This is a genomic window from Phytobacter sp., from assembly GCF_059074235.1.
Window position 1 is genome coordinate 180075 of sequence record NZ_JCACPZ010000009.1, and the last position, 25907, is coordinate 205981.

At 47.9% G+C, this 25907-nt stretch carries 26 protein-coding genes and 1 pseudogene; 11 read left to right on the top strand and 16 right to left on the bottom strand.

All coding sequences use genetic code 11. From position 1 onward, the window contains the following. Positions 1–21 precede the first annotated feature (21 nt). Positions 22–492 carry a GNAT family N-acetyltransferase gene (locus AC5JPW_RS25325; RefSeq protein ID WP_494244220.1) on the bottom strand — a complete coding sequence of 157 codons (471 nt, stop codon included), beginning with the start codon at positions 490–492 and terminating at the stop codon, positions 22–24. Between the two features lie 171 nt (positions 493–663). After that, the gene (locus tag AC5JPW_RS25330) at positions 664–1323 is read right to left on the bottom strand and encodes a DUF1345 domain-containing protein (protein WP_494244222.1); all 660 of its coding nucleotides are present in this window, start codon (positions 1321–1323) and stop codon (positions 664–666) included. A 691-nt stretch (positions 1324–2014) separates the two neighbouring features. On the opposite strand from AC5JPW_RS25330, the gene AC5JPW_RS25335 reads away from it, so the two are divergent. After that, positions 2015–2335, top strand: coding sequence for a FlxA-like family protein (locus AC5JPW_RS25335; protein ID WP_494244224.1), 321 nt, complete (start codon positions 2015–2017; stop codon positions 2333–2335). A 159-nt stretch (positions 2336–2494) separates the two neighbouring features. Here AC5JPW_RS25335 and arsC read toward each other — a convergent pair whose 3' ends face one another. Further along, positions 2495–2920, bottom strand: coding sequence for a glutaredoxin-dependent arsenate reductase (arsC, locus tag AC5JPW_RS25340; RefSeq protein WP_494244225.1), 426 nt, complete (start codon positions 2918–2920; stop codon positions 2495–2497). Between the two features lie 361 nt (positions 2921–3281). On the opposite strand from arsC, the gene AC5JPW_RS25345 reads away from it, so the two are divergent. Beyond that, positions 3282–3728, top strand: a complete 447-nt coding sequence (locus tag AC5JPW_RS25345) for a VOC family protein (RefSeq protein ID WP_494244227.1) — start codon at positions 3282–3284, stop codon at positions 3726–3728. Between the two features lie 231 nt (positions 3729–3959). On the opposite strand, the gene AC5JPW_RS25350 is transcribed toward AC5JPW_RS25345, so the two are convergent. After that, positions 3960–4580 carry a histidine phosphatase family protein gene (locus AC5JPW_RS25350; protein WP_494244229.1) on the bottom strand — a complete coding sequence of 207 codons (621 nt, stop codon included), beginning with the start codon at positions 4578–4580 and terminating at the stop codon, positions 3960–3962. A 235-nt stretch (positions 4581–4815) separates the two neighbouring features. Beyond that, positions 4816–5865, bottom strand: coding sequence for an NAD(P)-dependent alcohol dehydrogenase (locus AC5JPW_RS25355; protein ID WP_494244231.1), 1050 nt, complete (start codon positions 5863–5865; stop codon positions 4816–4818). A gap of 112 nt (positions 5866–5977) precedes the next feature. Here AC5JPW_RS25355 and AC5JPW_RS25360 point away from each other — a divergent pair, with 112 nt between their 5' ends. Beyond that, on the top strand, positions 5978–6361 hold the full coding sequence (locus AC5JPW_RS25360; RefSeq protein WP_494244232.1) for a winged helix-turn-helix transcriptional regulator: 384 nt from the start codon (positions 5978–5980) through the stop codon (positions 6359–6361). A gap of 203 nt (positions 6362–6564) precedes the next feature. Here the strand turns inward: AC5JPW_RS25360 and AC5JPW_RS25365 are convergent, their stop codons facing one another. Then, positions 6565–7080: a DMT family transporter gene (locus AC5JPW_RS25365; protein ID WP_494244234.1), complete on the bottom strand. Its 516-nt coding sequence runs from the start codon at positions 7078–7080 to the stop codon at positions 6565–6567. A 95-nt stretch (positions 7081–7175) separates the two neighbouring features. Between AC5JPW_RS25365 and AC5JPW_RS25370 the strand changes: the two genes are divergently transcribed. Continuing rightward, a complete protein-coding gene (locus tag AC5JPW_RS25370) occupies positions 7176–8111 on the top strand; it encodes a LysR family transcriptional regulator (protein WP_494244236.1) in 936 nt (311 codons plus the stop codon). A gap of 136 nt (positions 8112–8247) precedes the next feature. Here the strand turns inward: AC5JPW_RS25370 and AC5JPW_RS25375 are convergent, their stop codons facing one another. Both AC5JPW_RS25375 and AC5JPW_RS25380 read right to left on the bottom strand, forming a co-directional pair. Further along, the gene (locus AC5JPW_RS25375) at positions 8248–9438 is read right to left on the bottom strand and encodes an MFS transporter (protein ID WP_494244237.1); all 1191 of its coding nucleotides are present in this window, start codon (positions 9436–9438) and stop codon (positions 8248–8250) included. Between the two features lie 78 nt (positions 9439–9516). Continuing rightward, positions 9517–10575, bottom strand: a pseudogene (locus tag AC5JPW_RS25380) (alpha/beta hydrolase). A 261-nt stretch (positions 10576–10836) separates the two neighbouring features. On the opposite strand from AC5JPW_RS25380, the gene AC5JPW_RS25385 reads away from it, so the two are divergent. Both AC5JPW_RS25385 and AC5JPW_RS25390 read left to right on the top strand, forming a co-directional pair. After that, a complete protein-coding gene (locus AC5JPW_RS25385) occupies positions 10837–11727 on the top strand; it encodes a LysR family transcriptional regulator (RefSeq protein ID WP_494244239.1) in 891 nt (296 codons plus the stop codon). Between the two features lie 140 nt (positions 11728–11867). After that, a complete protein-coding gene (locus AC5JPW_RS25390; protein ID WP_494244241.1) occupies positions 11868–12785 on the top strand; it encodes a hypothetical protein in 918 nt (305 codons plus the stop codon). 72 nt (positions 12786–12857) lie between these two features. On the opposite strand, the gene AC5JPW_RS25395 is transcribed toward AC5JPW_RS25390, so the two are convergent. Together AC5JPW_RS25395 and AC5JPW_RS25400 are read right to left on the bottom strand one after the other, a co-directional pair. Then, positions 12858–13082 (bottom strand): hypothetical protein, encoded by a 225-nt coding sequence (locus tag AC5JPW_RS25395; RefSeq protein WP_494244243.1) that lies wholly within the window; start codon positions 13080–13082, stop codon positions 12858–12860. A 134-nt stretch (positions 13083–13216) separates the two neighbouring features. Next, positions 13217–13654 (bottom strand): GNAT family N-acetyltransferase, encoded by a 438-nt coding sequence (locus AC5JPW_RS25400; RefSeq protein ID WP_494244245.1) that lies wholly within the window; start codon positions 13652–13654, stop codon positions 13217–13219. 178 nt (positions 13655–13832) lie between these two features. Between AC5JPW_RS25400 and AC5JPW_RS25405 the strand changes: the two genes are divergently transcribed. Next, positions 13833–14144 carry a putative quinol monooxygenase gene (locus AC5JPW_RS25405; RefSeq protein ID WP_494244247.1) on the top strand — a complete coding sequence of 104 codons (312 nt, stop codon included), beginning with the start codon at positions 13833–13835 and terminating at the stop codon, positions 14142–14144. Between the two features lie 107 nt (positions 14145–14251). Here AC5JPW_RS25405 and AC5JPW_RS25410 read toward each other — a convergent pair whose 3' ends face one another. Genes AC5JPW_RS25410 through AC5JPW_RS25420 form a run of 3 tightly spaced genes read right to left on the bottom strand, consistent with a single transcriptional unit; the run spans position 14252 to position 17222 of the window. Then, positions 14252–15115 carry an HlyD family secretion protein gene (locus tag AC5JPW_RS25410; RefSeq protein WP_494244249.1) on the bottom strand — a complete coding sequence of 288 codons (864 nt, stop codon included), beginning with the start codon at positions 15113–15115 and terminating at the stop codon, positions 14252–14254. Then, positions 15112–15327, bottom strand: a complete 216-nt coding sequence (locus AC5JPW_RS25415) for a DUF1656 domain-containing protein (protein ID WP_494244251.1) — start codon at positions 15325–15327, stop codon at positions 15112–15114. Before AC5JPW_RS25415 ends, AC5JPW_RS25410 begins: the two co-directional genes overlap by 4 nt. Continuing rightward, complete coding sequence (locus AC5JPW_RS25420; protein ID WP_494244446.1) at positions 15324–17222, bottom strand: FUSC family protein; 1899 nt, start codon at positions 17220–17222, stop codon at positions 15324–15326. The genes AC5JPW_RS25415 and AC5JPW_RS25420 overlap by 4 nt, the downstream gene beginning before the upstream one ends. A 209-nt stretch (positions 17223–17431) precedes the next feature. Between AC5JPW_RS25420 and AC5JPW_RS25425 the strand changes: the two genes are divergently transcribed. From AC5JPW_RS25425 to AC5JPW_RS25435, 3 genes are all read left to right on the top strand, one after another. After that, entirely contained in the window at positions 17432–18226 is a 795-nt protein-coding gene (locus tag AC5JPW_RS25425; RefSeq protein WP_494244253.1) for an AraC family transcriptional regulator, read from the top strand. Positions 18227–18719: 493 nt separating this feature from the next. Next, on the top strand, positions 18720–20138 hold the full coding sequence (locus AC5JPW_RS25430) for an SIR2 family protein (RefSeq protein WP_494244255.1): 1419 nt from the start codon (positions 18720–18722) through the stop codon (positions 20136–20138). Then, the gene (locus AC5JPW_RS25435; protein ID WP_494244257.1) at positions 20135–22168 is read left to right on the top strand and encodes an ATP-binding protein; all 2034 of its coding nucleotides are present in this window, start codon (positions 20135–20137) and stop codon (positions 22166–22168) included. The genes AC5JPW_RS25430 and AC5JPW_RS25435 overlap by 4 nt, the downstream gene beginning before the upstream one ends. 336 nt (positions 22169–22504) lie before the next feature. Here AC5JPW_RS25435 and AC5JPW_RS25440 read toward each other — a convergent pair whose 3' ends face one another. The 3 genes from AC5JPW_RS25440 to AC5JPW_RS25450 form a co-directional block, all read right to left on the bottom strand. Next, positions 22505–23179 (bottom strand): HNH endonuclease, encoded by a 675-nt coding sequence (locus AC5JPW_RS25440; RefSeq protein ID WP_494244259.1) that lies wholly within the window; start codon positions 23177–23179, stop codon positions 22505–22507. After that, positions 23172–24695, bottom strand: a complete 1524-nt coding sequence (locus AC5JPW_RS25445; protein WP_494244261.1) for an AAA family ATPase — start codon at positions 24693–24695, stop codon at positions 23172–23174. The genes AC5JPW_RS25440 and AC5JPW_RS25445 overlap by 8 nt, the downstream gene beginning before the upstream one ends. 290 nt (positions 24696–24985) lie before the next feature. Then, the gene (locus tag AC5JPW_RS25450; protein WP_494244263.1) at positions 24986–25498 is read right to left on the bottom strand and encodes a GNAT family N-acetyltransferase; all 513 of its coding nucleotides are present in this window, start codon (positions 25496–25498) and stop codon (positions 24986–24988) included. Between the two features lie 97 nt (positions 25499–25595). On the opposite strand from AC5JPW_RS25450, the gene AC5JPW_RS25455 reads away from it, so the two are divergent. Continuing rightward, the gene (locus tag AC5JPW_RS25455) at positions 25596–25817 is read left to right on the top strand and encodes a hypothetical protein (protein ID WP_494244264.1); all 222 of its coding nucleotides are present in this window, start codon (positions 25596–25598) and stop codon (positions 25815–25817) included. The last annotated feature ends 90 nt before the right edge of the window (positions 25818–25907 follow it).

Sequence of the window (25907 nt, forward strand, 5' to 3'; positions counted from 1 at the left end):
CGCGGCCTGCGGGCCGCGTTATTAAAGTTCGATGGACATATCCAGGCAGCGAAGTTCTGCCCTGGCAAGTTTTGATGGGTATGTATTTTCTCTGATAAGTATAAAGCCATGCTTTTCATAAAAGGTTTGCGCATTTGGCGTTGAGGACAGCGTTAATTTTTTCAGCCCGCGTTTACGTGCCTCACTTTTAATTGTTTCAATGATCAGGCTGGCCAAACCTTTCCCGGCATAATCCGGCATTGTAAAAATAGCTTCGACGCTGTGCGATGAAAGATCCAGATATCCCGTTGCAACGAGTCCTGCCTCAGGCATGTTAACAACGAAGAAAGGGTTTTCCGTTATGACCATTCGGTAATTTTCAGGCATAACGTCAGGCGTCCAGGCTTCGATCACCCTGGCGCTATAGCTGTGTTTACACCCATCCCGAATTGAAAGATTCCTGATATTCCAGCACTCCTCAGCCTCTCCTGGTACAGCACGTCTGATTTCCATTTTTTGTCCGTTTTGTTTGTATCAGTTGGACAGATTTATCATAAAAGCGCGTTGGTTCAATAGCGGCTTCTTTTGACGGGACACTGTCGGATGATGATATCGGCCTCCCGGTGAGTTGCCGTTATGCTGTATTTAGCCAGCAGCGGGCGACGAGCAAAGATTCTGCTGAGTTTAACTCAGTAGTCCGGCACCGACGTTCACCGACAGCCCCAGAATCGCCAGATTGAACACAAAAGAAATCACTGACTGGAGCAACGCAATTTGTCGCATGTCGGTGGTACCGGTCGCCACATCGGCGGTTTGTGATGCGACGGCGATGGTGAAGGAAAAATAGAGAAAGTCCCAGTAACCCGGTTCCTCCGGTTTTTCCGCAAAGATCATCGGCGTGACGTCTTTACTACGGTGCAGGTAATGGTGATGAGCGTAATGCATGGCAAAGGAGGTGGGCAGCAAGGCCCAGGAAACCGTTAGCGTGGCACCGGTCAGCAGCAGATGCAGCACGCGCGGTGTTCCGGAGAGGTGCTTGAGCGAGGTCAGCTCAATCAGGATCGCCAGGATGCTGACCAAACAGCCGAGAATCACCATGCCCAGCACCAGCCCCGCACTCTCATCCTGCATTCTGGCAATATGTGGAATATCCTGCACCTTAGTTCGTAACATACGAAACCACATAAAGAACAGATACAGCCATGCCAGCACATTCCAGCCAATCAGCAACCGTTGCAGATAGCCCAGCTCGGGGGGAAGGACGAAAAAGCAGGTTAGCCCGGCCAGAATAGCAATCAGTAAGCGCAGACGCGCGCGAAAGTAAGTTCTGAAAGAAAAGGTCATGATGTGAGTGGTTTAGCAAAGGGACGATAGATTAACTGTAGACCGCAAGATGCGGGTTTGAGCGTCCGGCTACGTAGTATCGTGGCTGATGATGTTTATTGTGGGGTGCCCTGTTGCGACAGGCAGTCAATAGCGCGAAGTAACTGACCGGCAGCGTTGAGCGGTAAGCAACGATTAGGGCAGATTTAAATATGCAGATTACCCAATATGAGCATTCACTACAGACGGTCTGGAAATTACACGGGTTCATCACTGCAGTGGCTGGTATAGGAAGTCACGCCAGATAAAGAGTGAGCGAAGCCAGTGCCCCCAAGGAGGAACAGCGTGTCCGCTTCTGGCACAGAGCTGATCCTCCTCACCGGGGATCCGGATGCCGTATTCCACCGTCAGGCTGAAAGACCCGCCGTCGAGAAGGCGGTTTCTTTCATTTTCAAGCAGAGACCCGAAAAACGGCAATGTCGGATCTGCAGAGGTCACCCGTTTGGAAGGTTAAGGTAAGAAGTTACAGGTATGAAATTTGGCGCGAGGGAAATAACTCTGAAGTGAGATTATGCCCCCGATCAGAGCGAGGAGTGGAGGTAAGTCTTAACTGACCTGGAATACGGTCACTTTAAAAAAATTAATAAAAGCAAAATAATATTAAATTTATTGCATTTAATACCGATATAACTCTTTAGCCAGGAGGACGCATATGACCATCTCAATCCAAACCAACAGTCCCATCAGTGTTTCAAGTAATTCGTCTTCAGACGCTTCCTCACAAGTTGCCAAAATTTCAAGGCAAATACAGGTACTGACAGCAAAACTTGGGAAAATAGCCTCAGAAGAGGGAATGACGCCACAACAGAAGAAAGAAAAGGCCGCATTAATTCAGAAGCAAATTGAAAGTCTGAGAGCCGAACTGGAACAATTATTAAGGAAGCAGGCGGAGAAAAAAGATAAAGACACTCCAGCCCAGACCGATAAAAAAGAAGATAAAAACACCCTTAATACTATTGATATTCATGTCTGAAGCGTTTTTGGTTGTGACCTTACTTAGCGATGGTTTTGTCTCCATCGGTTGAAATCACAGCGCGAAGCGGGCAGCCTCAGAAGTATGATGTCCGCTGTGAGCGAGGAGTGGACGCCGCATAGAGTAAAAATGGGCGCCCGATAATATGAACGGGAAAGATTACTTAACCCGCTTCCCCGTTTCGTCAATGACCTTCTCACCATCCTCTTTGGTAAAGGCTGCTTTTTGGCATTCCGGTAGAATATCCAGCACCCTTTCTGAAGGGCGACAAAGACGCGTGCCAAGCGGTGTCACTACTACCGGTCGATTAATCAGGATCGGATGTTGAAGCATAAAATCAATCAACTGCTCATCATTAAATTTCTCTTCATCAAGACCCAGTTGTCCGTAAGGTTCAACGTTCTTACGTAGCAGCTCGCGTACCGTAATCCCCATATCTGAAATAAGTTTAATCAGCTCATCCCGGGTCGGTGGCGTGTCGAGATAGTAAATAATGGTCGGTTCGTTACCGCTGTTACGGATCATCTCCAGCGTGTTGCGTGAAGTACCACAGGCAGGGTTGTGGTAGATGGTAATGTTGCTCATATCAGTATCTCATTACAAAGTGACAGAGAGCCGCCACGCCGGGCGCGAACATATTCTGGGTCGAACCAGTGAAGGGCGAACGGCTGCCAGTGTGTCAGGTTTGGGCGGAATCCCCATCCTGCAAAGGATGGGGCCCTGAATTTACCCAGGCAGAATGATTCACCTGGCGTCGTAACAAAATAACAGGCATATCCCGTGCGACATATTTTCGCCTTAAAAGGAAGAAGGCTGAACATTGTGCATGGCGTGCTTTTTACTGGAAATACATACAGTCTATTTTGTCTGCATCTGTATAATAACGTACCGTAAGTGACCATCGGAACGTTATACGAAATGTACTGTTTTCTGGGAGAAAAATGAAATGAGTAAGCTGGACTGGTTCAATAACGTAGAAGATCGTACCCATCCCTGGGAAGGCATGGGACTGACATGGTTGACAACTGCACTCAATGTCCCTGATGTAAACGCTGCCGTTGGTTTTTATACCGGCGCCATGAAGATGGTGGCGATTGCGGAACTTGAAGGGGAAAGTGGGGAGATGTTGTTTGCTCGTATCCGCTATCGTGGTACCAACTTTACCCTAAACAAAGAAGGGTGGGATTCGGATCTGAACAGTCCAATGACTTCTGGAGTGCCGGTTCCCTTTATATTTTATATGTACGTTGATGATGCGGCCACTCTGGTAAAAGAGATGGTTGAAGCTGGCGCGACGGTTCTGATTGAACCCACCGAAATGTTCTGGGGAGATTTAAAAGCTCGCGTGAAAGATCCATTTGGTTTCATCTGGGACATAGCGCAGAAACTGTAAACAAATCTTCCGTTAAACAAGAAATATTGCAACAAATACAAAGGGGTACTGTAAGTATCCCTAAAAAAAGAACCATCAACTTATAGAGAGCCTCTGGCACTCCAACTTCCGCTTCTGGCACAGAGCAGACAAGAACGTGACGCTGAAGTCAGCTATGAGCGAGGAGCTGACGTTGTGCTTAAATCATGATGGCTCTGGCAGGATGGGCTTTCAATGATTGAACGGTAGCTACTAATTCAGGTGACGTAAATGTGTAGCAATCCCCCACTTCAGGCCGATACATTTTCCATTAATCAGGTCGATAACAGAATAACTCGCGTTGGGGTGAGCATAACGAGGGAAACTATTGACAGTCCCTTCTTTAAGAATTGCCAGAGTGCCCTGACTGACATGCCCGTGAGACACAATACATATTGTTTGTTGATGTGATGAGGTATCTTCCAGGTCTTGTAAAAAACGTACAACTCGCTGAGAAGCATGCGCCAGTGACTCACCACCAGGTGGACAATACTCTGCATCAAGCCTGAATAACGCATTTGCATCGTGCGGATGTTTTTGTCTGAGCAGTTCTAAGGGCATACCTTCAAACTGACCAAAGGCCTGCTCTTTAAGGGCCGGTTCAGCCGTCAGTGAACAGCGAAAGTATTCAGCCAGGCTTAGCCCCATTTGCCAGGCACGTCCAAGCGAAGAAGCGTAAACATGCTCTACTTGATACTCACTTGCACTCAACGCTGCCAGTAGGACTGATGTTTCACGCAAACCCCGACAGGTTAAGGAGCTATCGCTGTGCCCCTGAATAATTCCTTCCAAATTCCACTCTGTTTCTGCGTGTCGAACAAGTATCAATTTCATCGTTAGAGGGCCATGCTCGTTGTTGATCAAAATGCCCCAACTGCGCGATGTCAAACACACGTAGCTGAAGCAGAGGAAGGCTTTCCTGTTTGGAAAAGCTGAACAAGTGTAGCTTATTGCCGTTACGCAGCGGCTCGGGGTGTGAAGCACTGAATTTTATCTGTAGTTAACTTCCGCTTTTGGCACAGAGCGGCCTGGAATGGCCGCCCGGAAAGGTTTTGAGCCTGTTATTTTACTACCAGCTCGTTGCCTGCATATCAATGACAAAACGATACTTCACGTCGCCCTTAAGCATACGGGCAAAGGCTGCCTCAATATCCTCGCCACGGATCATTTCAATATCGGCGGTAATATTGTGCTCGCCGCAGAAGTTCAACATCTCCTGAGTTTCCTGAATGCTGCCAATCGACGAACCGCTGATGCTCAGGCGTCGAAACACCATTGGCGTAACATTCGGAGAGTCGTGTGGTTGGTCCGGAATACCTACCAGCACCAGTCGACCATTGGTTTTCAGCGTTGCCAGATAAGGATTGAGGTCATGCGGTGCGGCTACGCAGTCAATAATAAAATCGAGCGAGGTCTGGCAGGCTGCCATTTGCGCGGCATCGCGCGATACCACCACCTGTTTTGCCCCCAGTCGACGGGCATCTTTGCCCTTCTCCGGAGAGGTCGTAAACAGCGTCACCTCTGCCCCCATGGCACTGGCCAGTTTTACGGCCATATGGCCTAATCCCCCCAGACCCACAACACCCACACGATCACCTGCATTGACGTTGAAATGGCGCAGTGGCGACCATACCGTCACGCCCGCACACAGCAGCGGAGCAACACCGGCAAGCGGCAGGTTTTTCGGCACAGAAACAACAAAATGCTGATCGACAATCACGCTCTGCGCATAGCCGCCCCGGGTGCGGTCGCCGGTATATTTATCAATACCATTGTAGGTCGCCGTAAACCCCGCTTCGCAGTACTGTTCTTCGTGCTGTTTGCAGAAATGGCACTCGCGGCATGAGTCGACCATCACGCCCACACCGACGATATCACCGGGTTCAAACCGGGTAGCCTCGTGCCCAACTGCCACGACTCGCCCGACAATCTCATGCCCTGGCACCAGCGGATATTGGCTAACGGCCCATTCATTACGCGCCATATGGAGATCGGAGTGGCACACGCCGCAATAGAGGATCTCAATTTTGACATCCTGCTTTTGTAACGTGCGCAGCGAAACCTGGCCGGATGTTAAGGGGTGTGCCGCGTCATGTGCGACTAATGCATTGATTTTCATCGTACCTCACGAATGTGCTGGTTTTGGCTAACTCGGGGCGGGAGACTATAGTCAACAGGATTCCATATTGATAGTAGTCACCATTTGGTGACCATAAACAGAGGACAGAACAATGCCTGCCTGGGTTGAGGGTAAACTCTTTTTCTATGCGGATTCGCCGCCGCGTCGCCTGATGGAACTTTTTTCCGTGAAATGGAGCTCGATGGTGCTGCATGCGTTGTATCACTGGCCGGGTGAGCGCGCACGCACGGGTGAGCTCCAACGTAGTTTGCAGGGGATTTCTAAGAAGATGCTGTTCCAGACCTTAAAAGAGCTGGAGATGCGAGGATTGATTGCCCGCCATGTGTATGACGTGATCCCGCCAAAAGTCGATTACCGCCTGACCCCGCTTGGCAGGACTTTTGCCGAACCCATTGAGCAAATGTATCAGTGGGGGTTAGAAAATGAGCCGGTGCTGGATGAAATGGAAGCCTGTTATCAGACTGCGTCCAACTAGCTGTTTTACAACACGGTCATTTCAGCAATATCTTTAGCCACGTTGCGCATTACACCCAGATAAACGGTGCCCGATCCTGTCGATTCTGCTCCAATGGCCGCGTCCGGCCCAGATCACGCAAATTGTTAAAGGCGGTGATGTCAGTGCTGAATGGGTTTTTTATACCGTCAGGAAAAGCACCCGCAGCCAGAATTCTGATAGCTTCATCTTCTGCCAGCAGAAGTGGCAACCGGTTTTGTCTCTCCACTGCCGTTTCCGGCGTACTGAACCAGAATCGCTCCGACGACAATGCACATCACCCCTGCAAACCGGCCGAGCGTAACAGGGCGGGGCGTAAGCCCCATCAAACCAAACCGATCGACAAATATTGATGCAATCATCTGTCCGGCCACGACCAGAACAATAAAACCCGCTGCACCAAGCTTTGGTGTTAAAGCGGTAGCGCTGAGAACATATACCGCACCACATACCCCACCAATCCACAGCCACCATGGTCCTGCAAGTGCCGTATTCAAGCGGGGTGACGGGACATTGAAAGCCAACAACAGCGGCACCAGTACCAGTGTACTGACAGCCAGTGAAACGAGCGCTCCCCAGAGCGGGTGACCCAGAGCTTTGCCTACAGCAGCATTACTCGATACCTGAAAAGGGAGCAATGTGCCTGCGAGAAAGGCAAGGGCGGTCGGGACAAGGGATATGACTAACGCTTTAATAAACATACGAAACCTCACGAATAAGCTGATGCAATAGAGGTATCTTTCACTATCATTTATATTTATTGAAATCGGTAATTAACATGTAGGGTATGCATCACATGGATGATCTGCGGAAAATAGACCTAAACCTGCTCCTGACGCTGCATGCGTTACTCAGTGAAAAACACGTCACGCGGGCGTCACTCAGGCTCCATCGCAGCCAGCCGGCGGTGAGTCACTCTCTTGCGCTGTTGCGGGAACACTTTCATGATCCTTTGTTGATTCGCAAGAACGGCAAAATGACGCTTTCAGCCAGGGCACATACGCTACTGCCGCTGCTGGAGGTGTCACTGCTTGGCCTCAATAATTTATTGGCACCCGAGGAGTTTGACCCCTCGACGGCAAAACGGCGCTTCAGGATTGCGATGTCGGATTACGCCGCCAGGATAGTTTTGCCACCACTGGTTGTACATCTTCGCGAAAAGGCGCCGGGGCTGGATCTGGCCATCAACCAGGTCAGCCGGGACATGATGCAGGCACAACTGGAGGAGGGCGAAGTGGATCTGGCGCTCGGCGTTTTTCTACGGGCAGGGGAAGAGCTTCAGACGGAGACACTTTTTCCCGAGACGTTTATTTGTCTTGCAGACAAACGCTCTCTGCCCGCGAACGGAAAGCTGACGCTCGATACGTGGCTGGCAAAACCCCATGTGCAGCTTGGGGCGAAACCTGATGCTGTTGATGAAATCGAAAAAGCCTTGATCGCCAGAGGTCTGACTCGCCGCGTATGCGTTGCACTTCCACACTGGAGTGCAGCCGTAAACCTGTTGGTGGGAACGGACCTGGTGTTGACTATTGCCAGCCGCACGGTCGCCTCTGAACATGTTCATGAAGCTATTTGTCGGTTTGAACCGCCCCTGCCGATCCCCGGCTTTAACTTTGAGCAAGCCTGGCACGTCAGGAAAAACGCCGATCCCGCACATTACTGGCTGCGGTGCGCTATTAAGGCCTGCTGTCAGCCATTCAGGCGGGCTGAACCATTGGGAACCGGATTCTGACCCCACAACGTACATGGCGCTATGTCATATGCTGAAACTGATAAACCGTAAGGGAATGTTTTAAAAACCGCGTCAACCCAGATCTGATTTTAATTCACCCTCTAAGGGACTTACTTCGGTAGGATTCACCGGCTATTCAGTGCACGCGTATTTTCTGCGAGGTGAGAAACGTCAGAACGACCGCGCTCAGGAGCAACACACCACTCATTGCGAAAGCGCTCTGCCAGCCAAGGTGGTCAAACACAATGCCGCCCGCCGTTGAGCCCAGGGCAATAGAAAGCTGAATCACGGCGACCATCATTCCACCACCCGTCTCCGCATCTTCCGCAAGTGAACGGGCTAGCCACGTCCACCACCCTGTTGGTGCAGCGGTCGCAAGCATGCCCCAGACGCCAAATAGCAGTGCAACAATCCAGACGTTATGCCCGACCACGATTAAGACTCCGGCAATGACAGCCATCAGTAATGGGATGATAGTCAACGTTGGGTAGAGTCTGGTGTTGAGAAACGCAGGAACAATCAACGTTCCGACAAATCCCGCAGCGCCAACGGCGAGTAAAATCAGTGATAAGCCGGGGGCACTAACTTCTGTCACTGTCTCCAGAAACGGGCGCACATAAGTGAACAACGCAAACTGCCCCATAAAGAATAAGCCGCAGGCAAGCATGCCAACAGAAACAGCAGGGCGTCTGAGCAGTTGGCGCACTGAGGGAGGGGAAGGACGGTTTTTAGTGCTTTTCATGTCAGGCAGGCTAACCCATTGCCAGATGAACGCCACGACTGCAATTGGCACCAGACACATAAATGCGCCACGCCATCCGATAGTGGCACCAAGGTAGCTGCCAAGGGGGGCCGCGATGACCGCTGCCAGTGCATTGCCGCCGTTAAAAATGGCCAGTGCACGAGGCACGTGGTGGGCTGGTACAAGACGAATAGCCGTTGCCGCGGACATTGACCAGAACCCGCCGATCGCAACACCAATCATGGCGCGTCCTGCCATATACACCAGATAGCTGCCCGCAGAGGCAATAATGATTCCCGACACCGCCATCAGTGCCGTCATCGCCAGCATGAGATATTTACGATTAATATTCCCGGCAATGTGCGAAAGAGTCAGACTGGTCAGCACCGCCAGCGCACCGGAGATGGCGATGCCCTGGCCCGCGAGCCCTTCAGTGACCGCGAGATCCCGGGCCAGAGGCGTGAGCAGGCTAACAGGCATAAATTCCGATGCAATCAGCACGAAAACGCACAGGGTCATCGCAAAAATGCCGCTCCAGTATGCAGGTTGATTCTTCGGTGATGTTGTTTGGCTTAATGTGGACATATTCCGGTTTCATGAAGGTCAGGATCTTAGCCACCCGCCGCAGACAGGTGGCTTTTCATCATTGGAATTGCAAAGGCGTTATTTCAGGCTTGTTTTGAAGAACTGTTCAAACTGCGCAAACGGGATTTTTCCGGCGACATTGTCGTACAAGTCCACATGGTTTGCGCCCGGGACAATAACCAGTTCTTTGTGCTTACTGCCCACGGCTTTATAAGCATCTTCGGCAAAATAACGCGAATGGGCATTTTCACCGGTCACGATGAGCGTAGGGATGGTGATTTCATTTGCATAGCTCAGCAGCGGCATATTCATAAACGATAGCGGCATCGTTGCTGTCCAGGCTCCTGTGGAGTTTACGGAACGGGGGTGGAAACCTCGCGGCATGCGGTAGTAATCAAAGAACTATTTCAGTACCGGATGCGGATTTGCCGGTAATGCCTCCGGAAGAATACGTTCACCTGCACTCACTTTACCGTTCTGATCCACATTGATGTCATGCGCACCATGAGCAAACGTTCCGCTCTCTGCATCTTTCCAGCGCTGTTCGTTGAGGTACTGCAATACCGCATGACGATCGGCGGTGGAATAGCGATCTTTGCCATCACCCACGCCATGTCCCATTGCCCGGCTCATGTCGTACATCACACTGGTGGCGACGGCTTTAACGCGGGTATCCATGGATGCGGCATTCAGCGCCATGCCCCCCCAACCACAAATACCCAGTATGCCGATACGGTTGCGGTCGACCTCTTTTTGCAGTCCTAAGAAATCCACCGCCGCGCTGAAATCTTCTGTGTTGATATCCGGAGACGCAACGTTGCGTGGCGCGCCGCCACTTTCACCTGTGTAAGAGGGATCAAAGGCCAGCGTGACAAATCCTTGTTCTGCCATGGTCTGCGCATACAGCCCGCTGGACTGCTCTTTAACCGCGCCAAAAGGGCCACTAACGGCAATCGCCGCAAGCTTACGGTCACCCCGATCTTTTGGCAGGTAGAGATCGCCCACCAGAGTGATGCCATAACGGTTCTGGAAAGAGACCTTACGGTGTTCAACCTTTGTGCTTTTGGCGAAGGTCTTATCCCATGTTTTCACCATCGATACAGGGGCGTTTGGATTCGTCGTGTCGGCAAAGCTCATTGTTGTTACTCCACTTAATGATGCGCATAACAGCATTGCAGGTATCGTGGCGGTCAGTTTTCGGCTGAAAGTAGTCATGAAAATCCCCCTAAAAACATCATGTTGATACAGGTTTCATCCAGACAACGCTGCGGTGATTTGTTTCAAGAAGGCCATTATAGTTAGCAGAATTAGTGCTGATTAGCGGGTCATAACTGCTAAGATTGATACCATATTGTTATGAATTAAGTGTGAAATGGCAGTAATCAAGAGGGCAGGTTGATGGCGAGACGGGAGAACTATAATGAGCTTTATCTGTTCATGCAGGTGGTGCGGGAAGGGAGCTTTACCGCGGCGGCTCAACGGCTCGGGCTGGCTCAATCAGGCGTCAGTCGTTCTGTTCGTGAACTCGAAGAGCGATTGGGTGTACAGCTTTTAGTGCGTACTACGCGCAAGCTGTCACTGACACAGGCGGGGGAGTTGCTCTACCAGAAGACGGAGTCCGGGTTTGATGCTTTAGATCTTGGGCTGGCCACGCTGGCGCACTATCGGGAGACGCCATCCGGCACGGTGCGCATCAATGCCAGTCAGCATGCTATTGATAAATGTCTTCTGCCAAAACTCGCGGTATTTAAACAGCGCTACCCGGATATCCGGCTTGAACTCATGAATGAGAGCAGGTTTGTCGACATCATTGAAGAGCGGTTTGATGCGGGTGTCCGCCTGGGGCCTGAGGTGGCGAGTGGTATGGTCGCGGCACGCATCACCCCGGATATGGAGATGGCGATTGTCGCCACCCCGGAGCATTTTCGCCGCTACGGTTTTCCGCAAACGCCCGCCGACTTAGTTATACACCCCTGCATTGCTTATCAGTTGGCCGATGGCAGTGTGTACCAGTGGGAACTTGTTCAGGACGATAAAAAAATCACCCACCGACCTCAGGGGCAGTGGGCCTTATCTGATAGTTACATGGAAGCTGAAGCAGCGCGTCTGGGGCTCGGACTGGCCTATGTTCCCGTCGAGCTGGTGGCGGATGATTTAGAGCGCGGTACGCTTATCAGGGTATTACAGCGTTACAGCCTGAAAATGGAGGGTCTGTTCCTTTATTACCCACATCGTAATGTGTCGCCTGCGCTACGAATTGTGATTGATACCCTGAAAATTGAGGGGTAGAGCAGTCTTCCTTTAACGCGGTAATCTTAGTGCACCCTGGTAATCACTGCGTACGTTAATACTGTATTGCCAATGCAATAACTTTGATAAGAATTGACGTCCAATAAAGGCAGTCCAGGCTTAACCAGACAAGGCAAAAAATGGGATTACTTAAAGCAGGGCTTCGCACCGCGAATGCTATTGTCACGCTCGGTGGTTCGCTGGAGTTAGAACATGCGAAAGCAAGTTTCGAATCCACGCATGCCTCCTACAAAATAACGCATGACGAAGTCACGCAAATAAAAGCAAAGATCGATAATCGCCTTAGCGAATTGGGTGACACATTAAAAACCGTAAAAGCCAGACTGGATCGCATTGAACAAGTACTGGAAACCACGCCTCACACTTTTGATAAACAGTCACGGCCAACAATTCAGGCAACGCAAAGTATTGAGCGATTCAATCAACAATATTCTGGCGTACTCAGCGTAGGATTTGGCGGGATTGTCGGGGGCTCAATGGCATTGGGTGCCTGGGCGCTTGTTTCAGCCATTGGCACCGCGTCTACAGGTACTGCCATCGGCACGTTATCCGGTGTTGCAGCGACTAACGCGACACTTGCCTGGTTTGGTGGTGGGGCGCTTGCTGCGGGTGGAGCAGGAATGAGCGGCGGTATGTTGGTACTGGGCAGTATTGTCGCGGCACCGATTATCTATTTCGCGGCGAAAGGTGCCTGGACCAAAGCTCGCGCTTTTCAGGATCAGGAAGTACTTGTTAAGCAAGAGCATGAAAAACTGCTGACACTAAAACCGGAAATCGAGAAACAGTATAACGACGTATTCGCGTACACCGTTCAATTAAATCTGCATTGCCGCAGGTGGATGGAACAGATGGATAACGGGTTATCGATTCTTTACCCTTGGGGAAAACTCAATATTTTCTACCGGGACTTGCTGCACATCATCGGCATTAAGTGGAAAAAACCTGAACATCTGGCGGCTATTGAAACCATGAATCAGCAAACCGTTCAGTTTTTGCGTTTTTTCCAAAACGAGAACACATGCCCCGGAGACCAGTAATGAATACAGGGCGGACTTCGCAACGTCCGCTTCAGGAATCCAAGGATATTCAGTCGTATCTGACAGTGCCAGCTATTTCAGTAAAAACTGAATTAGCTGAACAAAAATATACACTGTCACTGCCATTCTGATTACCCGGCCGCCCAATCTGAGATAGCGCCATTCATGGCGTTCTCTCGCATCGGCTGCTTCAATAGCGGGATCAGATCGCTTTTTTTTCTTAGTCCTGAATTCATTTATTACCCACAGGATAAGAATAAATATAATGATGATTTTTTGAAGGAAAAGATTATCCATAAAGAGTTATTCTGTCCTGCACGTTGTTACAGGCATAATAAATGAACAACTTTCGCATCACCACTGTTTTATGTAGAGGTACGGAACAACCAATAAGGAAGCCGTCATGTGCACGATAAGCGAAGCGCAGGTTTTTATAAGGATTTCTTCATAAATATACGGCTTGTTCCTTCGGGTTTGCAGTCAATACGTCCAAATTCTTCCCAGCCGTGTTTTTTGTAGAAATCAGGAGCCTGAAAACTAATTGTGTACAAGAATGCAGCAGAGCAGCCTCGTTTTCTGCCTTCATCCTCAAAGCAGCGAAGGATCTCGGTCCCCACCCCCAATCTGCGTATCGCGGGTGGAAGATAGAAAAGGTCAATAAACAGCAGACCTAATGAAGAACGGCCTTGCATGCCTCCCAGCACTTCACCATTTTTATTTGATTTTATTAATACGGATAGCGGCTGGCGATCGCTCATTCCTGTCATTAAGTCGTTGAAGCTATTCAGACCTTCTTCAATAGGGAGTAATTGTTCCGCGTTAGGATTTGCGCAGACCACCAATTCTATTTCTTCAACTGAGCCATTCATTTCATACACCCCTCAAATCAAACAACTGTTTAAATATACAGTTATTGATTGCAATTTCCAGCGTTTTATCGTTTATGGTTACACAGCATCATAAACGTCCATTTCTGGTACTGATCAGACTGTCAGGGTGGTCATAAACGCGAAAAACGCGTACACCGTACTTCATTAAGGAACTTGCATGCTAAAGGTGATCGCTGAAGATTTCATCAAACCTGAGAGTGTTGACATCGTTCTTCCTCTCTACCACGAGCTCGTGGCGGCAACGAAGAAAGAGCCTCTCTGTATTGCTTATGATCTGTACCGGGATGAAAAAGATCCGGGGCATTTTATCTTTATTGAAGAGTGGCCAGACAGGGCCGCGCTCGATGCACATTGCAACAGCGAGCACTTCAGACGGCTGGTGCCTTTAATCAATCAGCATGCGAGTAAAGCGGCACAATTCATCCTGATGAATGCGAAAGTGGATCCGCTGAGTGCTTCAATCACATAAGTTGATGAGCGGCGTTTTGATTAACAAACGGCACTAAGGCAACGTTCGTAGCTGGATCAAATAGCCCGTTACCTCAATTCGCTTAAGGTAACGGCTGTGAATACCTGTTAAGGCCTGATGGACACGCTGGCGGATAATCCGGCGACTAACTCAATGCCTGCAGGCAAGGTATCTAACTGGATGCGCACCGGTACGCGTTGAGCGAGCCGAACCCAGCTAAAAGTGGGATTGACATCCGGCAGCCCAAGCCCGCCTGTCTCATCGTTACTGTCACCAATCCCCCGCCCGATACTCTCCACGTGGCCTGTGATCAGCGGATCAAAACCCATCAGCGAAATCTGCGCGGTTTTCCCGACGCGGATATGACGCAGTTTAGTCTCTTCAAAATAGCCCACCACCCAGAAACTGTGCGCATCGACAATGGCGACTTTTGTCTCTCCCGCAGTGGCATAGTCACCGGGGCGAAGACGGAGATGCGTGACATAGCCATCCACCGGTGAGCGCACGGTGGCATGCGTTAAATTAAGCTGCGCCAGTTCCAGCGCGGTCAGAGCGCCCTGATAATTGGCCGCCGCGATGCTTGCCGCACTGGCTGTTTGCTGGATGTCCTCACTGGAAATCACCCCTTTGATCAGCGCCCGTCGCCTGGCCGCATCCTGGCGCATCAGCATCTCATGACGTTTTGCCTCGACGTCAGCCTGTGCACTCAGTACGGCCAGCTTCAGCCAGTGTGGATCGATGGCATAGAGAACATCGCCACGGTTAACCCACTGGTTATCGCGGACCGTAACGCGGCTCACCGGCCCGGAAACATCCGGTGCAATCTGCACCACATCCGCACGAACCCGCCCGTCGCGTGTCCAGGGGGTCTGTGTATTCTGTTTCCAGAAAATAAAAGCCATGAGTGTTGCCACTGCCACGGCACTTAACGTCAGCGCATAGCGACCCAGCAAAGAGAGTAAAGATTTCATGCAAATAACCCCAGAGTGGTCAGACCCTGCAAAAGCAGGAAAAAACTAATGATAAAGGTTGAAAAATCAATCAACGGGCGAAAGGGCAAACGGCGGTAAAGCCTGCTGAAAGAGAAAATTGGTATGAGTAACAGCGTACAGATCAGCGCGATGAGCGCAGTTATCAGCAGGCCGGGGATAAAAACACCCCCAATATTGATGTCATTTATCATTTGTGTTCCTCGTCCTGAGTTCGTAACGCGCAGTGCAGATCAACCAGTTTGTCGACTAACTGGCGTGATGGTTCATCAGTGGCGGGCAAGCAGAGATCGGTTATCGTAGCGATGCGCTCACGTAAGGCTTCTGTCTCCGTAGAGCGGGTTAGCTCATAAAGGATGGCGTTGATCCCGCTGCCTGAGGGCACATCGCAGCGGCGAAGATGCCTCACACTGAGGCCAACGCGCATAAAGTGCATCAGGTGAGCAAGTGCCCGAGCAGATGACAGCCCACTACGCGGCATACGTGGCAGCAGCAGGGCGGCCCGATCAATCATCAGATTGGTCCAGTGTGTTTCATCGCCTTTAAACACGCCGTTCACGCTCCGGCGGATATCATGCTGGCATAGTTTCAGCAGGCGGTTTATCGCTGCGTCGGCTTGCACGGTTTGCAGCAGGCTCATGCTAAAGACCGCAAAACCGGTCGCGAAAAATAGCGCGATGGCGGTGTTAGCCGCATCGGCGAAGTTGCCGCTGTAGTGCGCTCCCAACTCGCACAATACGGGCAGCGTCAACGTTATTCCCATCGCCATAAACGTGGTGGTCGGCCGTGCCTGGAGTGACCCGGCAAGCAGATAGACTGGAGCAAGCACGGCAACCAGCACGGGAAAATCGTTGAGCTGAGGAAGCAGGGCAAAACTATAGATGAGACTTATCAATACGCCCCAGAAGGAGCCGATAATGTATTTCACAATATGGGGGGCGGGCGTGTCGAAACTGCCAAACAGCGTGCAACAAACCCCAAGAATGGAGACCGCCGTACCGCCATCTGGCCATGCTGAGTCAATCCATATCAGACAGCCGCTCAGGATGATGACAAACGCGCCCAGTGCCGTGCGGACTGCACTCAGAGGATCGCGATGAAAAACATACCCTTTCGCCGCGCTATCTTCCTCGCGTATGGGCGCGGGTTTCGCGTGAAATATAGCCTGCGAAAGGCGCTCACACTGGTGAATAAGGCTAATCAACTCCGCCAGGTAGCCTAAGACGTTCACCCTCAGCGCATCCTCAAAGGTCAGTGCTTGCTCCCCATACTCCTGCGCTAACCGGGCGCTGCGTTTTTGTAGGGCACTTGCGGTGTCCTTGCGTTTCCCGGCATCGTCGCAGGTTAGCCAGGCCTGAACCTCATCCAGTAGCGTCTGCATGTCGGCGGGCATATCCGCTATTACCTGCAAGCGATCGCGTAATTCACCGTTTACGATGACTAATCGCGCCATCCTGTCATGGAGTACTTTTCTGGCCTGTCGGGCCGGAACCGAAAGGGCAAAATCATACGGGATGTGGTGGCTGATGCCTTGCAGGAATTGCAGTGCCAGCGCGAGGTGCAAGGGGGCTGAAACCGCATCAGACTTGCCCGCCAGGGTATCGGCTACATGCTGTCGCGCCGCGTGTAGCGTCTGCGTCAATTTGCTGTTGAACAGGCCCGATATGCGACTGGGCAGAATATACCTGTGAATCAGCGCGGCGCAGACGATGCCGATCGTTATCTCCTGCACCCGGATGATAGCAATGTTAAACACCGAGCCTGGGTCGGATACGGCGGGAAAGCCAATCAGGCTTGCGGTGTAACCGGCCAGCACAAAGGCATAGGCGCGTGGAGTACGTTCAAGCAGGGATAACCAAAGGCAGAACGTGATCCAGCCTGTCAGCATCACGCTGCATAAAATGGGCATATTCACAAACGTGGGCAGGATCAGTACCGTTGCCCCCGCGCCAGCCACCGTACCGGCCAGACGATAGAGACTTCTGCTCAGTGAAGCCCCTACCGACGTTTGCGAAACGATATAGACAGTGATGATGGCCCAGGAGGGCCGTTCAAGGCCAATCGACAGGGCGATGTAATAGGCGAGCATCGCAGCGGCAAAACTCCTGACGGAATAGAGCAGGGCGTGGGCATCGCTTAATAGCGTGGGAGTCATGATGCGACCTGACCAGCGACGCATCGAATGCCAAATAGGCATCGAATGAGGAGTCATTTTGTTCATGCCGGGAATTATTCCCGGTTTGCACATGTCACTAAATACTCTATTCTGTCAAAAAATACCTAAATGTTGCCAATAACATGACATCCCGACTTGCCAATACGATGTTTGATCCCGACAGCACGCCGAGCCCGGCAGTCGCTCGCCATATCGATTTCATCGACTACGCAGCCGAAGTGCCGGTTCATACGCATCGCAAAGGGCAGTTGATTATTGCCCTGTATGGGGCGGTAATTTGTCGTGCGGAAAACGATATCTGGATTGTTCCACCCGATTGCGCGGTGTGGATCCCCGGCGGCGTCCCCCACAGCGCCAAAGCAACCTGGAATGCGCACCTTAACTATCTTTTTATTGAACCCGGCGCTGCCGCACTGCCGGAAAAATGCTGCACGCTGGCCATTTCACCGCTGATTAAAGAGTTAGTGGATCGCTTAACGAATGAGGGCGCTGATTACGCACCGCAGAGTCATGTTGGCAGGTTGACCAGAGTGACGCTCGATGAACTCGTGAGCATGCCGCAGCAGAAATTGAGCCTGCCGGTTTCTGCGAACCCTAAAATTCGCACTATGGCCGATGCGCTGGTCAGCAACCCGGAAGATCGGAGCACATTCAAAGTCTGGGCAAAGCGACTGGCACTCAGCGAGCGCTCGTTAGCGCGCTTAATGCTGCGTGAAACCGGTCTGACCTTCGGTCGCTGGCGTCAGCAATTGCACTTGATTATTGCCCTGCGGGAGCTGGCAAGCGGGGTGTCGGTACAAAACGTGGCAGCAAACCTGGGGTATGAGTCGGTTAACGCGTTTATCACCATGTTCAGAAAAACCATGGGCAGTACGCCAGCGCACTATTTTGCTGTTCGCAAAACGGCGGATTCATAGACTTGATACAGTGTGCGGCTCTTGATTTACGCGTGGGCAAGAGGCGGGCAAGCTTACTGAGTTGAATGTCTGCTTTGAGCGAGAAGCGGAAGTTCTCACATTGGTAATGGAGCGATTCCTAACGTCAGGGTGTACTAATCAATGAAGAGCAAGTCATCTCTTTAGAATATGAGAGAAGCGAGGCTAGTGCTGGTGCTGACACCTGACCTCGAGACTGCCAAACCAGTAAAAACAGTTCTGTTGAGGACTCGAACCGCTTTCCTCTTCCTCCTACGTAGAATCCCAAGAATTTATGTGCTATCCGGTTGCAACTTAGCCATGCTAAGTTAGAAAAAGCATTGAGTACCTTAGGGTTGTATCGATGATCCTCTAAGGTTCTTGGAGGCTTGTGAGGCGTAAGGTTCAAAGCCAATAGTTTATTGACGGTTACACTAGTGGCTCTCGTTTTTGCCTACAAACCTATATTTTTTATACAAATAAAAGAAGTGTATTTATGAATACTCAGCAAATTAAGGTTGGCAGTGTACCCGAAATTATTGAGCTATTACCAAACTCTAGCGAGCAGGCTGATTCTCATCCTTTCATCCTATCGGCAAACAGTGCATGGGGAGAACAGGGAGCAGAAATATCAATAGAGAGATTACGCCAAAATATCGAGCCTTGGCTAACCGCTCTATTCCAATCCGAACATTTAAATTTATTGATAGGTGCGGGTTTAAGCACGTCTATTCAAATATCGGCTACAGATTCACCTCCAGCCGGAATGGGTTGGATCAGCGATCTAGCCGTATGTAAAAGTGAAATAGATGCATTTTCTACTCAGGCTGCCAAAGCTGCAGGTCGCGATAACGGAAATATAGAGGATCAAATTAGAGCTATTAATGAACTTATTAAAGGACTTGAAATTCTGACTGTGTTGAATACCCCTCAACCTGAAAATCCTCCAGCTCCTCATGCTGCTTATAGAAATCTAAAAGCGGATTTAGAAATGCTCAAAGGAGAGCTTTCTCGCTGCCTAGGTGAGTTTTCAAGATCTGTGAGTGCCGGAGAATACTTGATTAAAACTGCTGAACCAAAGCGTAAAGAGGAAACTTTCAACTATCTAGTTAGCTTCTTGATGAGCTTTGCAAGTAGGACCGCTACTCGCGATAGGCTGCATATTTTTACAACAAACTATGACCGCATTATCGAAGTAGGTGCTGAGCTTGCTGGTTTGAGACTTATAGATCGCTTTGTAGGAAGTATCGCTCCAGTGTTTCGATCTTCAAGATTGGAGGTTGATTATCACTATAATCCTCCAGGAATTCGTGGCGAACCAAGATATTTAGAAGGCGTAGCGCGTTTTACTAAGCTTCATGGCTCCCTTGATTGGCATGAACAAAATAACGCGATTAGGCGCTTTGGTTTACCTTTTGGAGCACGTTCTGTTGAACCTTTTTTAGAAGCTGAAGGCCATCAAAGCAACAGCTTTGAACAACTTATGATTTACCCTAACTCAGTAAAAGATAGAGAAACTGCCGAGTACCCTTATGTTGAGCTATTTCGAGATCTAGCCGCAGCAACTAGCCGTCCAAATAGCACATTAGTCACCTATGGCTATAGCTTTGGTGATGAGCATATCAACAGGGTAATTGAAGACATGCTTACAGTGCCTTCGACTCATGTAGTCATAATGGCCTTCGGAGATCCGCTTGGAAGAATCATAAATTTTATTAGTAAGAGTGGAAGAAAAGCACAGATCACCCTATTAATGGGAAACCATTTAGGAGACCTCAAGACTTTAGTTGATAACTATTTACCTAAACCAGCTATTGATAAAGCATCAATAAAAATGACTGAATTGCTTAAGCAAAGAGGATTTATCCAGTCCAAAGAATTAGGTAATTCAACTGGTTCCGAGGTATCACAATGAGTTACTTACCAATAGAAAGATTAGAACAATTAAGAATTGGCACTGTTGGATTTGTATCACCTAATGAAATTAGAGTTTCTTTAGAGATTGACTCCCCTGATTCAGTGTCACTTCAAGGCGGTTCCCCTCGCAATTTTCCTCGAATAAATAGTTATGTACTGATCAGTAGCGATGATGGATTTCTCGTTGGACAGGTTGAGTGGATTGCCGTAGAACACTCTCCATACCCCAAAAGAAGAGGCTTACAAGATTTTGGCTTGATAGATCTTCCTTTTCCACTTAAAAAGCTCAGTATCAATCCCGTTGGTACTTTGAGAGTCGATAGAAAAAACGAAGATTACAAGTTCACAAGAGGAACAGATGCTTTTCCTTCGGTTGGTGACTCCGTGCTCCTGCCTACTGACCGGCAATTAAAATCGATAATCGAATCAGGTGACAATAGAAGAGTAAAAATAGGGGAGAGCCCTCTAGCTAACAATGCGGAAATAAAAGTGGACCCTGATAGGCTTTTTGGGCGACATATAGCTGTTTTGGGCAATACAGGTAGTGGTAAATCATGCTCGGTTGCGGGGTTAATTCAATGGTCTTTAGATGCTGTTTTACAACAGGGACAAACTCCAAATGCGCGGTTCATAATACTTGATCCAAATGGAGAATACAGTAGGGCATTCGGTCCAGAATCAAAATACAAGGGGAAGCTATTACGTGTAGAAGCTAACACTGGTGCTGGAGAGATAGATCTTAAAGTTCCGTCATGGTTATGGAATAGCTCTGAGTGGGGTGCTTTCACTCAAGCGAGTTCAAAAGTTCAACTTCCTTTACTACGCCGAGCTTTGAGGGCGATGAGAAATGATGTTTTATCAGAAGATGATGTGACAATCCAAGCGAAACACTTCTGCGGAATCCTCCTCGTATCCATAAGGCAATTGTCAAGCCAGGGCCAGATATATGTGAATGGCGGCCATGCCAAAGGTTTCGCTGAAAGTTTAACGTCTTGGAATAATAGCCTCTCCACATTAAACGACAAAATCGATAACAAACCTTTCGGTAATCTAATAAACACGATGAATGTGTATCTTTCCTCTCGTATAGGAATTCAATGGCCTGAAAAACCTGAAGTTTCAGATACTGATCAGTTGATTAATGAATTGAAAAATGCATATGAAACGCTTGGAGGCGATGAACAAGAACTTCTTCCAAAAAGTGAAGATGCGCCTATTCGTTTTAAAGGGGATGATTTTGTCGCATACCTCGAAGCTCTAGCTCAAGAAACAGGCACAGAGCAATTCGTTGAATTCCTTTTGACTCGCATTCGAACAATGCTAGGTGACACCCGTATAAGTGCAGTAACAAATGATTCGGAACAGCCTATCAGTTTAACTAATTGGTTAGACACTTTTCTCGGTAAAGATGGACAAGGTTCCATAACTGTTATCGATTTATCGCTAGTCCCTAATGAAATAATACATTTGGTAACTGCTGTAATTTCCAGAGTAACTTTTGAAGCATTACAACGTTATCGAAGGCTTAAGGGAAAACCACTACCAACAGTTATGGTTGCAGAAGAAGCGCATACATTTATTAAACGCTACAAAGAAGATAGTGAGGGTCAGTCAGTCTCCGACGTATGCTGCAAAGTGTTTGAAAAGATCGCACGTGAAGGCAGGAAATTTGGGTTAGGTCTTGTGGTTTCTTCCCAACGCCCCTCAGAGCTATCTCCGACTGTGTTATCTCAATGTAATACTTTTTTGTTGCACAGAATTAGTAATGATAGAGATCAAGAGCAAGTCCTTAGACTTGTTCCCGATAACATGAGGGGGTTGTTGAGGGAGTTGCCATCGCTACCATCTCGGCATGCCATTCTACTAGGATGGGCTTCTGAACTTCCGGTTTTAGTTAGAATGAAAGAGCTTACTGAAAAACAAAGACCACAATCTGACGATCCTGATTTTTGGGATGTGTGGTCTAACACTACAGAAGAGCCTCGCGAAGTTAATTGGCAACCAATAGCTGATGATTGGCAAAGTTAATTAACTGAACTTAACTAATTTGTAGTAGTGTTATAAGTAGTGACTCATATCTGACATGACAGTTTAGGTTAGTAGTTTCAATCTAACGGTAAGTCTCCATGGTGAAGTTTTCATACTCAAATCTCCTGAAATGTGGGAGATTTGAGTATGGTAGTCCCTTATGAGCAAAAAGCGGAAGTTTGCGGCTTTCTTACTGCTAGATGGAAGTGTCACTAACTTTACCGTATATTAAAAAGCGGGAGCATTTCTCTCCCTAAGTAGCTAAATAAAATTAGCTTAATACGCCCATTACTACTTTTCACTACACTGTCTATTATATTTCCAATTAACTAGGTGTCAACGAAGGCTTATCTTTTGCATCAGAGCCTGTAAGGCAATTTCCGCATCGACAGGATTTAGATCGTCATAATCCGCCAACCACACTTGAACTGACTCACTAAAGCTATTAGTGATACCAATTTCAGTTCCCAACTCAGGAACAAACTCAGAGGTGCCACAAATCACTTCGCTGAACCGAATCAAATTGCACATACGGAAAGTTTCGCGGCCTTTATCTGTAATTACTTCATGATATGATCGACCTTTTTTATCTTTTCTTAGCGTAATATGATCATTGTAAGAGTCAAAATGCGGATGTATTATTTTGTAAGACTCAGTATTCTCAGGGTAGGGTGCTCCGCTGTCTAGTGGAATTAGTAGCGGGATTTTTTTGGATTTATGCGTATTACAGTCTTTGCACGTAACAGCAAGATTTCTTGGGGTGTAAAGGTATTGTGGGTAAGAAGACTTAGGAATAATATGATCAATATCCCATTGCCCACCATGAAATTCTTCCCTTAATCTTCCACAGTAGGGACATATGAACTCTTGTTCATCGCGATGATAATCTCTAACTTCTTTTCGGAAGGCTTTACGCACTGCGCAGGTACCATCCCAATGCGAGGCGTTTCCGTTGAATGTATCTACAAATTCTTGAGCTGTTGCGCTGTATACAATAGGTCTATTAATCATCAGATTTCCTAACATATTCAAAGCTAATGATCTGCTTGAGTATCAGTTGTACAGGATCTCCTTCCGGTATTCTCTTTTTATCAATAAGTATGCTGATTTCGTCCATGAATTCATTGTCACCTTTTGTAAGAGCGATTTTTTTTGATATCTTAGACAGTATTAAGAGTAATTTTTTTATGATGAAGTCATTTTTATACCCTGGGCTTTTAAAAACACCTGTAAGTTGTTTTCCAGCAGACTGCTCTCTATAGGCTTTCAAAGGCTGTAGTTCATAAAACCCACCTTCTTCATATTTGTTTTCTTTTCTTATTATCGAATCAAGATTATCTCTATTTTCTAGAGACAGCACACAGCCATTATCAAACTGCATGCCAGAAATAATTTGAGGTGAATGCGTCGAAATAAGTATATGAGCTTCAAGAGTGTCGGGACATAAAAGAGATATGAAACGCATAAAATTAAGTTGCCATTCAGGATGTAAACTATTCTCTGGTTCGTCAATACATATCATGCAGTTTTTTTCTACATATCCACTTAATACAATTGCATTGCCGAATAATGTTCTTTGCCCAGAGCTCAGTGAAACTATGTTGACTTCTTTTTTTGAGTTAAGATGCATGACCTGAATATCAGAAACATTAATCAAATCCAACACAAATAAAATATTAATTATTTCAACTTCATTTAAATCATCAAATAGATATTTGGCTTCCGTGCTAATCGTTCCTTCTGCAACAGAAAAATATATACTACTAAAATTTCCCTGTGTAAATTTCCCAGCATCTAACATTAGCAATGTGTCGTATAATCCATCAAAATGATCTTTGTATTTATTTTCTTTTAATATAATTTCAATCGATTTGTCCAACTTGAAGTTTCTATTTTTTAACTCTTCGTTTTTTAAATAATTAATTTTTTTGGTATGCATAATACCTTCGTCGGACAGTATCACACCCCCATTAACCAGACTGTTTAACATAGACAAGACATACTTTATGTTTTGTGTGTTCAAAGTACACTTAAGGTGCAAATCTGATTGCAACCCAAACATCATAAATGCTTCTTTCACTCTATTAGCGTCTTGCAAATCTCTTGTTTTTTTATGACGTAATGAATTTTTAATGCATTGGTCAACAATGCCAGATATCCCTCTCCTAGTATTGTCACTTACCTCTGGGTGAATGTAACTCATTGTAATTTGAGTCGCTTCTTTATTATTTAATTTATCATTCAGGATTTTATTGGATGTGAATCTATCAAACTTTGAGTTGCATATGGCAATGATTTTGCTAGGATTCCTCTCTGACAAACATTCAAGTTCAACTGCGGGGTTGCGATCGTTGTTATTTACATTACTAAACAGAAAGAAATTTATAGCCTTACTTAATAAACTAGATTTTCCGCTTGCGTTATCACCAGTGAGAATTGTGTAATAATTGTTATGTGAGTCTTCACTAAAGTCATGGACTCTAACCTTGTCTCGACTGTCGTTCATGATTGAATTTATTCTAAACATTTTAATCCTTAACATTGAACTTAATTAATTATATTAGTTTCCCGGTTCAGCCTCGTGAGCTAGGTACTGAGCTGCACTAAGCATCGTCACCTCAGCAATCCGTATGTTGTGGATACCTTGGATTTTATTGGCAAGTTCAGAGCCGATTGTTCTGGCATAGTGAATTTGGCTACCGAAACATAGGTGACATCATTACTTTGCAGTATATCCCCTCTAGTGACAAACTGAATTTGGTCATCTCTTAATAGGCGCGAAAATTCCGCTTTTGGCACGGAGCGGCCGGTCACCCGCTAGAAAGCAATGCCCATGATCCTGATGACGCTCTGCTGTGAAGCTGTTTTGAAATAGTCGCTTTTAATTAAGGTCATGCCCTGTTTGCGGTAGAAATTACAGGCGCGTTCGTTCTGTTCAAGAACCTCCAGCCATACAAAGCCTTTCCCCATGTCCCGGGCCAGCTCTTTGACGGTGTCAAACATGACCTGACCGTAACCTTTACGGGTGTCAGCAGGCTCAAGATAGAGTTTGTTAAGCAGCATCCCTGACATATTCGTATTGGGGATTCTGCTTTCATAGGTCACTTTCGCAAAACCAATTGGCCTATCGGTCTCTGCTACATACCAACAGACCGCTTGCTCTTTCAGACTCTGTTCCAGCTCTTCCAGAGAATATTCGCTTGCTAAAAAAGCTTCCAGTTCAGACTCTGACTCCCACAGATGTTCAAAGTGTGCGCGGTAGATGCGGTAGCCCAGTGTATTAAGCAACATCGCATCGACCGGTGTGGCTTCACGGATTTGTAATTTCATGAATGATTCCCGTCCTAGTAATAAACTAACGATTACTGAACTATATCAAAACTGTCAGTGATACAGTGGCATACGAATATTTCAGAGGCTTATCAGTATGAAGATTGTATTTATCCCTGCGTTGATCGTCATCCTGATTGATAAGGAACAGGACATGGGAAGGGAATTGACCCGCGATGAGGTTGAGTCCATCCGCGATGGCGCTACAGCCATCCGCCTCCCGGCCGAAGCAGCCGAGGATATAATCAGAGAGCGTGGCTACCGCGATATTGATCCTGAGAATGTCTGGCGCGAGTGGCAGGGGTATAAAGCTGACTGAATGTTGATGGGAACACGTTGCTTTAGTGGCACATGGAAATTGTGCACTTACACGGATGTGTTTACTCCGCGCCTGGCGTGGCGCTGAGGG

Excerpts from the sequence above, each read along its gene's own strand:
- AC5JPW_RS25325 (WP_494244220.1), bottom strand. The coding sequence starts at position 492 with ATGGAAATCAGACGTGCTGTACCAGGAGAGGCTGAGGAGTGCTGGAAT.
- AC5JPW_RS25330 (WP_494244222.1), bottom strand. The coding sequence starts at position 1,323 with ATGACCTTTTCTTTCAGAACTTACTTTCGCGCGCGTCTGCGCTTACTG.
- AC5JPW_RS25335 (WP_494244224.1), top strand. The coding sequence starts at position 2,015 with ATGACCATCTCAATCCAAACCAACAGTCCCATCAGTGTTTCAAGTAAT.
- arsC (WP_494244225.1), bottom strand. The coding sequence starts at position 2,920 with ATGAGCAACATTACCATCTACCACAACCCTGCCTGTGGTACTTCACGC.
- AC5JPW_RS25345 (WP_494244227.1), top strand. The coding sequence starts at position 3,282 with ATGAGTAAGCTGGACTGGTTCAATAACGTAGAAGATCGTACCCATCCC.
- AC5JPW_RS25350 (WP_494244229.1), bottom strand. The coding sequence starts at position 4,580 with ATGAAATTGATACTTGTTCGACACGCAGAAACAGAGTGGAATTTGGAA.
- AC5JPW_RS25355 (WP_494244231.1), bottom strand. The coding sequence starts at position 5,865 with ATGAAAATCAATGCATTAGTCGCACATGACGCGGCACACCCCTTAACA.
- AC5JPW_RS25360 (WP_494244232.1), top strand. The coding sequence starts at position 5,978 with ATGCCTGCCTGGGTTGAGGGTAAACTCTTTTTCTATGCGGATTCGCCG.
- AC5JPW_RS25365 (WP_494244234.1), bottom strand. The coding sequence starts at position 7,080 with ATGTTTATTAAAGCGTTAGTCATATCCCTTGTCCCGACCGCCCTTGCC.
- AC5JPW_RS25370 (WP_494244236.1), top strand. The coding sequence starts at position 7,176 with ATGGATGATCTGCGGAAAATAGACCTAAACCTGCTCCTGACGCTGCAT.
- AC5JPW_RS25375 (WP_494244237.1), bottom strand. The coding sequence starts at position 9,438 with ATGTCCACATTAAGCCAAACAACATCACCGAAGAATCAACCTGCATAC.
- AC5JPW_RS25385 (WP_494244239.1), top strand. The coding sequence starts at position 10,837 with ATGGCGAGACGGGAGAACTATAATGAGCTTTATCTGTTCATGCAGGTG.
- AC5JPW_RS25390 (WP_494244241.1), top strand. The coding sequence starts at position 11,868 with ATGGGATTACTTAAAGCAGGGCTTCGCACCGCGAATGCTATTGTCACG.
- AC5JPW_RS25395 (WP_494244243.1), bottom strand. The coding sequence starts at position 13,082 with ATGGATAATCTTTTCCTTCAAAAAATCATCATTATATTTATTCTTATC.
- AC5JPW_RS25400 (WP_494244245.1), bottom strand. The coding sequence starts at position 13,654 with ATGAATGGCTCAGTTGAAGAAATAGAATTGGTGGTCTGCGCAAATCCT.
- AC5JPW_RS25405 (WP_494244247.1), top strand. The coding sequence starts at position 13,833 with ATGCTAAAGGTGATCGCTGAAGATTTCATCAAACCTGAGAGTGTTGAC.
- AC5JPW_RS25410 (WP_494244249.1), bottom strand. The coding sequence starts at position 15,115 with ATGAAATCTTTACTCTCTTTGCTGGGTCGCTATGCGCTGACGTTAAGT.
- AC5JPW_RS25415 (WP_494244251.1), bottom strand. The coding sequence starts at position 15,327 with ATGATAAATGACATCAATATTGGGGGTGTTTTTATCCCCGGCCTGCTG.
- AC5JPW_RS25420 (WP_494244446.1), bottom strand. The coding sequence starts at position 17,222 with ATGCTCGCCTATTACATCGCCCTGTCGATTGGCCTTGAACGGCCCTCC.
- AC5JPW_RS25425 (WP_494244253.1), top strand. The coding sequence starts at position 17,432 with ATGACATCCCGACTTGCCAATACGATGTTTGATCCCGACAGCACGCCG.
- AC5JPW_RS25430 (WP_494244255.1), top strand. The coding sequence starts at position 18,720 with ATGAATACTCAGCAAATTAAGGTTGGCAGTGTACCCGAAATTATTGAG.
- AC5JPW_RS25435 (WP_494244257.1), top strand. The coding sequence starts at position 20,135 with ATGAGTTACTTACCAATAGAAAGATTAGAACAATTAAGAATTGGCACT.
- AC5JPW_RS25440 (WP_494244259.1), bottom strand. The coding sequence starts at position 23,179 with ATGATTAATAGACCTATTGTATACAGCGCAACAGCTCAAGAATTTGTA.
- AC5JPW_RS25445 (WP_494244261.1), bottom strand. The coding sequence starts at position 24,695 with ATGTTTAGAATAAATTCAATCATGAACGACAGTCGAGACAAGGTTAGA.
- AC5JPW_RS25450 (WP_494244263.1), bottom strand. The coding sequence starts at position 25,498 with ATGAAATTACAAATCCGTGAAGCCACACCGGTCGATGCGATGTTGCTT.
- AC5JPW_RS25455 (WP_494244264.1), top strand. The coding sequence starts at position 25,596 with ATGAAGATTGTATTTATCCCTGCGTTGATCGTCATCCTGATTGATAAG.